The following is a 10,781-nucleotide window of genomic DNA, read 5'->3' as shown; positions in this document are numbered from 1 at the left end:
GGCATGAAGACGGTGCTCGCCGATATCGGTGGCGTGCGCCTCGACCAGGCGACGGAGGCTGTCGCCGCGATCGCCGGCAAGGATGCCGTCCTCCCGATCCCCACCGACGTCTCCAAGGCCGAAGAGGTCGACCGGCTGGCGGACCTCGCTTACGGTGCCTTCGGTGCGGTGTCGGTGCTGATGAACAATGCCGGCGTCGGCAACAATCCAGGCAAGCCCTGGGAGAACCGCGACGCCTGGAAGCGGCTTCTGGACATCAATTTCTGGGGTGTCGTGCACGGCACCGAGGCCTTCGCGCCGCGCATGCTCGCAGCTGGAAAACCGGGGCTCGTCATCAACACCGGCTCCAAGCAGGGCATCACCACGCCGCCCGGCAATCTCGCCTACAACGTCTCCAAGGCTGGCGTGAAGACGTTTACCGAAGGGCTGGCGCATGCGCTTCGCAACGAGCCTGGCGCGAAAGTGTCGGCGCATCTGCTGATCCCCGGTTTCACCTACACCGGCCTGACCGAAGGCGCGACGGAAAAGCCCGCCGGCGCCTGGACCGGCGAGCAGGTGATAGACTTCATGCTGGCATCGCTCGTCGACGGCGATTTCTACATCCTGTGCCCCGACAACGAGGTGGCGCGGCCGACGGATGAAAAGCGCATGGCCTGGGCGGTCGGCGACATCATCGAGAACCGCCCTGCCCTCTCGCGCTGGCATCCCGATCACAAGGACGCCTTCGCGGCCTTCATGAACCGCTGACGGCCCTTTCAAGCAGCCGCTTTCTTCTTTGAGCTGTTCTTCCCGGCCACAGGCTTCTTTGCGGCCGCGCCGGTGGTCTTGGCCGCATGCCTCGTGCCGTTCTTTCCGGCCACGACCTTGTTGGCCGCCGTTTCGGCGATCTTGCGGTCGTGCCGCTTCGCCGCCGCCTCGCATTTGGCGCGGATCTCCTCGACCTCGGATTCCGTCAGGTGCTCGATGCCGATGAAATGATTGTGGGCGCGGCTGACCCTGATCAGCTCGTCGAGCTTGGCCTGGATCGCCGCGCCGTCGCGGTTCTGCGTGTTCTGGATCAGGAACACCATCAGGAAGGTGACGATGGTGGTGCCGGTGTTGATGACGAGTTGCCAAGTGTCTGAAAACCCGAAGATCGGGCCACTTGCCGCCCAGACAACCACGATCAGCACGCAGATGGCGAAGGTCGGCGGCAGGCCGGCCAGATGCGCCACCCGGTTGGCCATCCAGGTAAAAGCCTTCTCGATCATGCAAATTCCTCAAAAACCGTGGACGCGCGGGCATTTGCGAAGAAACAAGCAGCCACCGCATCGGGTTCCAAAGGGTCGAATTTTCGTGACGGGACGGGGCTGCAATCAGCCACACGCCAGAAGCGCAGGCGCGTGAAGAAACACCTTATCGGTTTGCTTGCGATAATGCCGGTGCAGGCCAGAAAGCCTGTTCCTTCCGCTTCACGCGGTTTGCCTCCAGCCCCTTCCGCCGCGCCACCCCCGCATGGCGGAAGGGGCGCCACTCCCGACAGAAGCGGACAGCGCCGTTGTGCTTTCAACGGCATTCTGTGTGTCAGGGAGTACCGCCTTCCCAGCGATCGAGGAAGGCCTCGATCTGCACGGCTTGCATGTCGGGGATTGCGCTCGCCAGTTTCTCCGGCGCCCAATCCCACCAGGCCAGGGCCTCGATACGCGCCGCGACTGCCGCTGAGAAGCGTTCGCGCAAGGGCTTCGCCGGAACGCCGGCGACGATCGTGTAGGGCGCGACGTCATGCGTCACCACGGCATTGGCGCCGATGACGGCGCCGTTGCCAATCGCAACGCCCGGCATGACGACCGCGCCATGGCCGATCCAGACATCGTGGCCGACACTGACCGGTTTGGCTTGCCGGCGCGCGCGAAATTCAGCGTCGACGCCCAGCCAGCGGAAATACTCGTTCGGCCGGTAGCTGACCTTATGCTGCGTCAGCCGCTCGATCGGGTGCTCGAGCGCGTTGATGCGGCTGTTGGCGGCGATCGAGCAGAACTTGCCGATCGTCGTGTAGATCGCTTCCGAATGGCGCTCGAAATAGGAAAAGTCGCCGACGCTCACCTCGCGCAGGATCACCCGCTCGCCGATCGAGGCATAGCGGCCGAGCTTGCAGCCTTTGAGCTCCGCGGTCGGATGGATGCGCGGCTCGGGATCTTTCAGTACAAGGTTTTCAGGACGGTTCATGAAGCGGCTTTACGCCGGCGGGGACGGCCTCGCAAGCGCGACCTGCCCCCCACAAGCCTGTCTCGGGAGACTATTGCGGCTTGCCCTTGGTCCACACCACGTTCTGGCCGTAGAGCGGCACGGTGGTGACCGACATCTTCGCCGAGCCGTTCTGCACCTGGCGCGAATGCGACAGATAGATCAGCGTCTCGTTCTTCCTGTCGTAGATGCGGTTCACCACCTGCTTCTTCCAGATCAGGCTGAGGCCCTGCTTGAACACTTCCTCGCCGCCCTCGCCCATATCGATGTCGCCGATGGTGATCGGCCCGGTCTGGCGGCAGGAGATCGAGGAATCGGAAGGATCCTCGAACCAGTTGCCCTTATGCAGCCGGTCGATGATGCTACGGTCGAAATAGGCGACGTGGCAGGTGACGCCGTCGACCTTCGGGTCCTTGATGGCGTCGATCATGATGTCGTTGCCGACCCAGTCGACACCCACTTTGCCCACCTCGTCGGCCATGGCAGCGCCGGCGCTGAGAGCAAGACATGCGGCGAACAAACCGATCAGTTTTCGCAAAGGTTGCCTCCTGGGTTGGCGTTTGCCGATGTCAGGTGGGACAAGATCGTGGCGTTTGCAAGCCGCCCGACACGGGGGTTGTGCCCCACCTGGATCTCTGCTTGCGGCAACGCGGCATCTTTGCGTGCCCGGCGCAGACCCGCTAAGAGTGTCGCCAAACTTGCCCCAAGGCAATCACGACGGACATTCACTGATGATGCGTTCAATCCTGGTCGGCATTCTCGTCCTGATGGCGGCGGGCATCGGCTGGCTGACGTTCGACTGGTACCGCGGCCATTATGGCGGCGAGCCCTTCGGCGCGCCCTTCACGCTGGTCGACCAGAAAGGCGCGCCGATCACCGAAGCCGCCTTCAGGGGCCACCCGACGGTCGTGTTCTTCGGCTTCACCCATTGCCCGGAAGTCTGCCCGACAACCCTGTTCGAGCTGGCCGGCTGGCTGAAGACGATGGGCGACAGCGGCAAGAACCTCAACGCCTATTTCGTCACCGTCGATCCGGAGCGCGACACCCCGGAGACGATGAACACCTATGTCAGCAACTTCTCCGATCGCATCACCGGCATCACCGGCGATCCGGACAAGGTGCACGCCATGGCCAAGGCCTTCGGCATCTATTGGAAGAAGGTCGACACCGGCGACGGCGACTACACGATGGACCATACCGCCTCGGTGCTGCTGCTCAACGCCAGGGGCGATTTCGCCGGTACCATCGCCTATGGCGAGAGCGCCGACACCGCCGTCGCCAAGCTGAAGCGGCTGGCTGCCGGCGGGCAAACATGATGGGCCAGACCAGGCTGCACCTCACCGCCAGCAAGCTCGAGGCCGATCGCATCTTCGCGGCGCTGGACGCCGCCTTCGAGGATGACGGCCTGCCGATCGCCGTGCTGGAGCTCGACGAGGAAAAAGACATCCACGAAGTGTCGCTCTATGCCGATGGCGACGTCGGTCCTGTCGAGGCGCGGGTCAGGGATATCATCGCCGGTCTCGGCCTGCCGAAGCCTGTCGAGCGCGAGGTCCTTCCCGATGTGGACTGGGTGTCGCGCTCGCTGGAAGGCTTGAAGCCGGTCCGTACGGGGCGCTTCCTCGTCCACGGCTCGCACGACCGCGCCAAGCGCCACGCCGGTGATCTCGCCATCGAGATCGAGGCAGGCCTTGCCTTCGGCACCGGCCATCACGGCACCACCGCCGGCTGCCTCGAAATGCTGGAGCAGGTGGTGCTGCGCGAACGGCCGCGCAACGCGCTCGACCTCGGCACCGGCAGCGCGGTGCTCGCGATCGCGCTCGCCAAGCTCGCGCATATCCCGGTGCTGGCGACCGACATCGATCCGGTCGCCGTCCGCGTCGCCGCCGCCAACGCCCGCCTCAACCATGTCAAGGCGCTGGTCGAGACGGTGACGGCGCCGGGCTTCCACAACCCGATCTTCGCCAGGCGCGCGCCTTTCGACCTCATCGTCGCCAACATCCTGGCCCGGCCGCTGATGCGGCTCGCGCCTCAGATGGCCCGGCATATCAGGCTCGGCGGCTCGCTGGTGCTTTCCGGCATCCTCGACCGGCAGCGCGACGCCGTGATCTCAGCCTATGTCGGTCAGAGCTTTCGTCACGTCCGCACGCTGCATCGCGAGGGCTGGGTGACCATCCACCTCAAGCGCTGAGGCGGTTACTCACACATAAAGCGAGTTTGCCGCCTTCTTCAGCTCTTCGCGATCGTAGCCATTGGCGTTCAGCGTTTCATCGTCGAGACAAAGCAGCGCCCCGTTGACGTAGCGGGTCGCCTCGCGCCGGCGAGCTTCGATCAGCGCGCTCATGGCGTTTCTGAAAAATCCGCGTCTGGCTGGAAGCGTGGACATGACAGTCTCCTTTGCAGGACAACAGGATTCATTCCTCCACATCCGGGAGACTAAGCTCTGCCGACCTGTCTGGAAATCAACGATTCTGCATAGCGTCCATGCGCAAAGACACGGGGGCGCGCCTAGCTTGCACGTCGTCGCTTCAGCATATCTGGATCATATGGCGTCTGGTGACAGATCCGTTTCAATTGGCGCACGAAATGCTCTAAAGCATGTCTCCCGAAAGTGGGAACCGGTTTCGGGATAAAGACATGCGTAAGATCCAAAACCTAAAGCGCATGGCGCGAATCTGAAAGATCGCGACGCGCTTTAGGTTCGCGACAAGCATCCGAGGAGAGGCCACCATGTTCCAGACCTTTGATTCCGCTGGCGATCCGGCCGTCGGCAAGCCGCGCGTGGCGCTGCTGCGGCAATGGCTGGCCGACAATGGCTTGGATGGCTTCATCGTCCCCCGCGCGGACGAGCACCAGGGCGAATATGTCGCCGACCGCTCGGCGCGGCTGAAATGGCTGACCGGCTTTTCCGGTTCGGCCGGCGTCGCCATCATCCTGCGCGACCGCGCCTTCATCTTCGTCGACGGCCGCTACACGCTGCAGGTCCGAAACGAGGTCGACCTTTCGATCTTCACCGTCGAAAGCCTCATCGACAATCCGCCGGCCAGCTGGATCAGGGACAATTTCGGCAAGGGCGCGAGGCTCGGCTTCGACCCCTGGCTGCATACGATCGGCGAGGTCAGGGCGCTGAAGGCATCGGCCGAGCAATCCGGCGCGACCTTGGTGCCGCTCGACAGGAACCCGATCGACATCATCTGGAAAGACCAGCCCGAGCCGCCGCGCGCGCCGGTGGAGTTGCAAGAGCTCAATTTTGCCGGTGAGCTCGCCAAGGACAAGCTTGTGCGGCTGGCAAGCGCCATCCAGAAAGACGGCGCCACCCATGCGGTGCTGACCGACCCCTCTTCCATCGCCTGGAGCTTCAACATCCGTGGCGCCGACGTGCCGCACACGCCGCTGGCGCTCGGCTTTGCCATCCTCGCCGCCGACGGCAAGCATCAGCTGTTCATGGACCAGCGCAAATTCCCGCGCCAGGTCGCGGCCTATCTCACCCAGCTTGCCGATCTGCATGATCCGGGCGAGTTCGAAGCGGCAATCGTCGAGCTGGCCAAAAACGGCGCCAGGATCGCGCTGGATCCGGTGCTGGCGGCGGAAAAGCTGCGGATGCTTACCGAGGACAATGGCGGCACCGTCGTCTTGGCGGCTGACCCTGCGCGTATACCCCGCGCGACCAAGAACCAGGCCGAGATCGCCGGCAGCCGCGCCGCGCATCGCCGCGACGGCGCTGCGGTCGCCAAGCTGCTGTGCTGGCTCGAGCGCCAGCAGCCCGGCACGCTCGACGAAATTGCCGTCGTCACCAAGCTGGAGGAAGTGCGCCGCCAGACAGGCGAGGAAACCCAGATGCCGCTGCGCGACATCTCCTTCGACACGATTTCCGGTGCCGGCCCGAACGGCGCGATCATGCATTACCGCGTCTCGCGCGCCACCAGCCGCAAGCTGGAAAGCGGAGAACTGTTCCTGCTCGATTCCGGCGGCCAGTACCAGGACGGCACCACCGACATCACCCGCACCGTGCCGATCGGTGAGCCGACGCAGGAAATGCGCGAGCGCTTCACCCTCGTGCTGAAGGGCATGATCGGCATCTCGACGCTGCGTTTCCCCGCCGGCACGCGCGGCTCGGAAATCGACGCCGTCGCGCGCATGGCACTGTGGAAGCATGGCTGCGACTTCGCCCATGGCACCGGCCATGGCGTCGGCTCCTATCTTGCCGTGCATGAAGGGCCGCAGCGCATCGCCCGCACCGGCACCGAGAAACTGCTTGCCGGCATGATGCTGTCCAACGAACCAGGCTACTACAAGGAAGGCGCCTACGGCATCCGCATCGAGAACCTGATTCTGGTCACGCCGGCGGAACCGATCGAAGGTGGCGACATCCCCATGCACGGCTTCGAGACGCTCACGTTGGCGCCGATCGACAAGCGTCTCGTCCGCAGCGATCTCTTGACCCGCGACGAGTTGCACTGGCTCGACCAGTATCATGCATGGGTGCTGGCCGAGATCGGCCCGATGGTGGACGGCGAAACGCTGGCCTGGCTGGAGAAGGCGACAGCACCACTGCCGCACGACGCGAAGATTTGAGATTAGCTTCTTTCTCCCCGTTCTACGGGGAGAAATGCCCGGCAGGGCAATGAGGGGCAGCGCCGGCGGTCCGAAACGATCGCGCCGGCAGAATTGCTATCCCACAAACTGCCGCGCGATGATCAGCACCGCAGCACCTGCCAAAAACATCGACATCAACCCGCCGCGCAGCGAGACCAAAGCGGTGACCACCAGCGCCGCCCATTCGGCGGGCCCGGCGCCAAGCACTGCCGGCGCGACCAGCGTCGTCAGCACCGCGGCCGGCACGGCGTTCAGCCCCGCCTCGACGCGCGGGTGGATATTCTCGAAGCGCGAGATGACGAGGTGGCCGCCGACCCGGGTCAGATAGGTGGCGATCGCGCCGGCAAGGATGATCCAGAAGGTCGTGCTCACGGCCGCTCCCCTATTCCGCTGTGATGCGGCGGCAGGATCACCGCCAGCAGCACGCCGGCGATCGCGCCGATCGAAACATGCCAGGGAGAGCCGACCGTCTTGTAGGCGATGATCGATGCGGCCGCGCTTGCGGCGACGACGGGCAGCCATAGCGGCCGCTTGCGGAAACCGAGGACGAGGCCGAGAAAATAGATCGGCAGCAGGAAATCGATGCCCAGCGCATGGGTATCCGGAATGAGCTTGCCGAACACCGCGCCCAACCCGCTTTCGATGACCCAAAACACGTAGACCGGCAGGCCAAGTCCAAGATACCAGACGAACCCGACTGGCTTGCCCGACACGGCCCTCGCCTCCGCCACTGCAAATTGCGGGTCGGTGAGGATGAAATAGCCCAGCGCCTGCTGCAGCAATGGCCAATGCGCGATGCGGCGGCCGATGCCGGCGGAATAGAGCACGTGTCGGAAATTCACCGCGAAGATCGACAGCACGATCAGCCACGGCGCGACATGCTGGCCGAACAATTCGATGCCGACCATCTGGCTGGCGCCGCCATAGATCATGGCGCTCATAAGGAACGCCTCAAGCACCGAGAAACCATTGTCGACGGAGATCGCGCCGAACAAGATCGCGAACGGCGCAGAAGCGACCACGACCGGCATCGACAATCGCACGCCATCCCAGAAATCGCCGCCGGTTCTGCTCTCAGAGATTGCTTCCGTTACCATGCGCCGCTCCTTGAGCGGCCTCATGTAGGGAGCGTCGCCCCGCTTGTCACACCAATTCGCTTGACCCAGCGATCAGCGGAACTGATCGCCGGGTTCTAACGCGCCTACGGTTTGCTGGCTCAGCTTGCGAAATAGCGCTGCCATTCGAAGTCGGTGATATGCGACGCCTGCCAGGCATCGAAGGCCGCCTGCTCGGCGCGGCGGCTCTCGGCATAATTGTCGCGGAACGCCTCGCCGAAAGCCTCGGCGCAGAAATCGGATCCGGCGAAGGCCTCAATGGACGCGTTCAGCGTGCGCGGCAGCTTCGGCTTGTCGAGATTGGCAAGGTTGCTCGTCACCGGTGGCTCGAGCGGCAGGTTCTTCTCGATGCCTTCGCAGCCTGCCGCCAGGATCGCGGCGATCGACAGGTAAGGATTGACGTCGGCGCCGGGCGCTCGGTGCTCGAACCGGCACGCGGCATCGTTCGGCGTGGTGATGGCGCGGATCGGCGCAGTGCGGTTCTCGAACCCCCAGGCGACGTCTTCCGGCGACCACGCGCCGCGATCGAAGCGGCGGTAGGAATTGACGGTCGGCCGGAAGAAAATATGCGTCTCCTGCATGCGGTTGAGCACGCCGGCGAGGAATTTCTCGGCGACCGGCGTCAACCGGTTCGGGCCGGCCGCGAAGGCAGGCTTGCCGTCCTGCCACAGGCTGACATGGTGGTGCGCGCCGCAGGCGCTTTCCTTGCCGGGCGGCTGGAAGCGCGTCATGAAGGTGGCGACCAGCCCACGCTCGGCGCACAGCTCGCGCAGATGCAGCTTGGCGCGCATCGCGGCATCCGCCGCCGCCAGGGCGCTCTTCGGCGTCAGCGCATATTCATACATGCCGTAGCCATATTCGGTGACCAGCGATGCGACGCCGATGTCGATGCTCTTCATGCGCGTGATGAACTCGGCGGCGAAATCCTGGTACTCGCCGCTGCGCACGAGGTCGTAGTTGATCAGTGAATGGCCCCACGGCTTCAGCTCGCGATAGCGGCCGGCGCGCATCAGATCGTGGTCGGCGTGGAAAATGCCGAACTCGTATTCGAGGGCGAATTTCGGCTCGTAGCCGAGCGCCCGCGCGCGCTCCTCGACACGGGCGAGGACGTTGCGCGGATCGTAGGCGCAAGGCGCGCCGTCGAGCATGTAGGAGCGCGTGATGGCGGAAGCGAATTTCGGCTTCCAGCCATGCTGCACCACCGTGTCCGGGTCGATGATGCCCTTGATGTTGGGAAAGCCGTTCTCCTCATTGGCGCTTGGCGACGCGAAGGCGACGTCGCCCATCGGCTGGCCGTCGCCATGGGTGACGCAATAGAGGATGGCATTGATCGATTCGCCCGAGGTCGAGAGCTTCAGCGGCGCGATCTTGGAGCGCACTACGCCCGACGTATCGACCGTATGCACCTCGACGAACTCGACGCCGCGCGATGCGAGCTCGGCCTGCAACGCTTCGAGCTTCGGCGCATACGCCGCCACCCTGTCCTCAAATTCCACGTTCAACCCTCCACCAGGAAATGACGACGCTATCTGTCATTGCGCCGGAAAAGAAGCGACACAAGCTCATCGAGCTCATGCCGGCCGCTGATGCCGCTTGGCCGGAACGCCATGCAAAGCACGATGACCACGCCGAGCGCCACGCCCGACAGTCCAAGCAGCTGCGGCATTTGGATACCCGCGACGCTCACGCCGGACTCGATGCTGCGGATGAATTCCAGCCCGATCGAAAGCACGATGACGCCGGTCACCGCCCCGGTCACCGTCGCCATGCCGCCAAGGATCAGCATCGCCAGCGTGTTGAAGATCATCTGGAAGTAGAAAAGTTTCGGGCTGATCGTGCCGGCGAAATAGGCATAGAGCACGCCGGCAAGGCCGCAGATCAGCGCCGACAGCACCCATGACATCAGCCGCAGCTTTTTCGCATCGATGCCGAGTGCCGCGGCAGCCTGCGGGCTCTGCGCGCTGGCTCGCAGCTGCAGGCCCCAGCGGCTGTCCTTGAACAGCCGCGCCGCCACGATCGCCAGCACCGCGAAGACCAGCATCCAGGGCAGGCCGACGACTTTCGGAATGCCGAAGAAAGCCTGGTTGCCCTTGAACAGGTCGGTCCAGTTGAGGAACACCGAATGGACGATGATCAGCAGCGCCAGGCTGACAATGGTCGCGGCGACCCCCGACAGCCGGCTGATCACCTTGCCGCTGACCAGCGCCACGATGCCGACGACCAAAAGCGCGATGAGCGCCGACGAAACCGGGTCGAGCTCCAGCGTCGCAAAACCGAACGGCGCGTTGGGGATCGACAGCTTCTTCATGGCAAGCGGCGTCGACAGGATGGCGACGCCATAGGCGCCGAGCCCGACAAAGGCGCTGTGGCCGAGATTGGCGATGTTGGAATTGCCCATGAACACCTGCAGCCCGACCACCACGATCAGGTTCACGAAGGCGCCGAGCGCCAGGAAGGTGTAGTAGGTCGGCGCGAAATTCAGCACCAGGAGGCCGATCAACAGCACCGGCAGCGCGGTAACCAGCCCGCCGACCAGCGAGCGGACAACCGCATTGCCGGGCTGCGCTGTGCCCACCGGAGCCGCCATCTGTTCGACTGCTTGCGACAATTCAGAGCCTGCCATGTCAGATTTCCTTGTCGCCGAGTTCGATACGCTGGCCGAGCAGGCCTTCCGGGCGGTAGACGAGCAACGCGACGATGATCGCGTAGGTGAGCGCATCCCTGAAGCCCGCATATTCCTGCGGCAGCGCGACAAGCAGGCCGACTTCGATGAAGCCGAGCAGCATGCCGCCGACCGCCGCACCCGGCAGCGAGCCGAAGCCCCCGATGACGCAGGCAACGAAGGCCTTC

At 64.2% G+C, this 10,781-nt stretch carries 12 protein-coding genes and 1 pseudogene; 4 read left to right on the top strand and 9 right to left on the bottom strand.

Features of this window, described 5'->3' with window-relative positions; translation table 11 throughout:
- Positions 1–747 (top strand): SDR family NAD(P)-dependent oxidoreductase (locus EOA27_RS08030; protein ID WP_127255870.1); only part of this gene is annotated, 747 nt, incomplete at its 5' end.
- A gap of 8 nt (positions 748–755) precedes the next feature.
- Here the strand turns inward: EOA27_RS08030 and EOA27_RS08025 are convergent.
- The 3 genes from EOA27_RS08025 to EOA27_RS08015 all read right to left on the bottom strand — a co-directional run bounded on the left by EOA27_RS08025 (position 756) and on the right by EOA27_RS08015 (position 2,704).
- Complete coding sequence (locus EOA27_RS08025) at positions 756–1,250, bottom strand: low affinity iron permease family protein (protein ID WP_189342130.1); 495 nt, start codon at positions 1,248–1,250, stop codon at positions 756–758.
- 313 nt (positions 1,251–1,563) lie between these two features.
- Positions 1,564–2,205: a DapH/DapD/GlmU-related protein gene (locus EOA27_RS08020; protein WP_126082020.1), complete on the bottom strand. Its 642-nt coding sequence runs from the start codon at positions 2,203–2,205 to the stop codon at positions 1,564–1,566.
- 70 nt (positions 2,206–2,275) lie between these two features.
- Positions 2,276–2,704 (bottom strand): CreA family protein, encoded by a 429-nt coding sequence (locus tag EOA27_RS08015; protein ID WP_108702807.1) that lies wholly within the window; start codon positions 2,702–2,704, stop codon positions 2,276–2,278.
- Positions 2,705–2,954: 250 nt separating this feature from the next.
- On the opposite strand from EOA27_RS08015, the gene EOA27_RS08010 reads away from it, so the two are divergent.
- Positions 2,955–3,539 (top strand): SCO family protein, encoded by a 585-nt coding sequence (locus EOA27_RS08010; protein ID WP_126082019.1) that lies wholly within the window; start codon positions 2,955–2,957, stop codon positions 3,537–3,539.
- Entirely contained in the window at positions 3,539–4,411 is an 873-nt protein-coding gene (locus tag EOA27_RS08005) for a 50S ribosomal protein L11 methyltransferase (protein WP_126083755.1), read from the top strand. The genes EOA27_RS08010 and EOA27_RS08005 overlap by 1 nt, the downstream gene beginning before the upstream one ends.
- A gap of 9 nt (positions 4,412–4,420) precedes the next feature.
- On the opposite strand, the gene EOA27_RS08000 is transcribed toward EOA27_RS08005, so the two are convergent.
- The gene (locus tag EOA27_RS08000) at positions 4,421–4,606 is read right to left on the bottom strand and encodes a hypothetical protein (RefSeq protein ID WP_126060111.1); all 186 of its coding nucleotides are present in this window, start codon (positions 4,604–4,606) and stop codon (positions 4,421–4,423) included.
- 344 nt (positions 4,607–4,950) lie between these two features.
- On the opposite strand from EOA27_RS08000, the gene EOA27_RS07995 reads away from it, so the two are divergent.
- A complete protein-coding gene (locus tag EOA27_RS07995; RefSeq protein ID WP_127255868.1) occupies positions 4,951–6,795 on the top strand; it encodes an aminopeptidase P family protein in 1,845 nt (614 codons plus the stop codon).
- Positions 6,796–6,891: 96 nt separating this feature from the next.
- Here the strand turns inward: EOA27_RS07995 and EOA27_RS07990 are convergent, their stop codons facing one another.
- The 5 genes and pseudogenes from EOA27_RS07990 to EOA27_RS07970 all read right to left on the bottom strand — a co-directional run.
- A complete protein-coding gene (locus EOA27_RS07990; protein WP_126082017.1) occupies positions 6,892–7,188 on the bottom strand; it encodes an AzlD family protein in 297 nt (98 codons plus the stop codon).
- Positions 7,185–7,913, bottom strand: coding sequence for an AzlC family ABC transporter permease (locus EOA27_RS07985; protein WP_126082016.1), 729 nt, complete (start codon positions 7,911–7,913; stop codon positions 7,185–7,187). Before EOA27_RS07985 ends, EOA27_RS07990 begins: the two co-directional genes overlap by 4 nt.
- 119 nt (positions 7,914–8,032) lie before the next feature.
- The gene (locus tag EOA27_RS07980) at positions 8,033–9,427 is read right to left on the bottom strand and encodes a glutamine synthetase family protein (RefSeq protein WP_126082015.1); all 1,395 of its coding nucleotides are present in this window, start codon (positions 9,425–9,427) and stop codon (positions 8,033–8,035) included.
- 29 nt (positions 9,428–9,456) lie between these two features.
- Entirely contained in the window at positions 9,457–10,554 is a 1,098-nt protein-coding gene (locus tag EOA27_RS07975; protein ID WP_245463334.1) for a branched-chain amino acid ABC transporter permease, read from the bottom strand.
- A gap of 1 nt (position 10,555) precedes the next feature.
- Positions 10,556–10,781: pseudogene (locus EOA27_RS07970) on the bottom strand (branched-chain amino acid ABC transporter permease); the annotation flags it as partial.

It is taken from the genome of Mesorhizobium sp. M2A.F.Ca.ET.037.01.1.1, assembly GCF_003998075.1.
In the GTDB taxonomy this organism is placed as follows: domain Bacteria; phylum Pseudomonadota; class Alphaproteobacteria; order Rhizobiales; family Rhizobiaceae; genus Mesorhizobium.
Note: the sequence above shows the minus strand (reverse complement) of the source record. Positions and strands in the feature narration are given on the sequence as shown.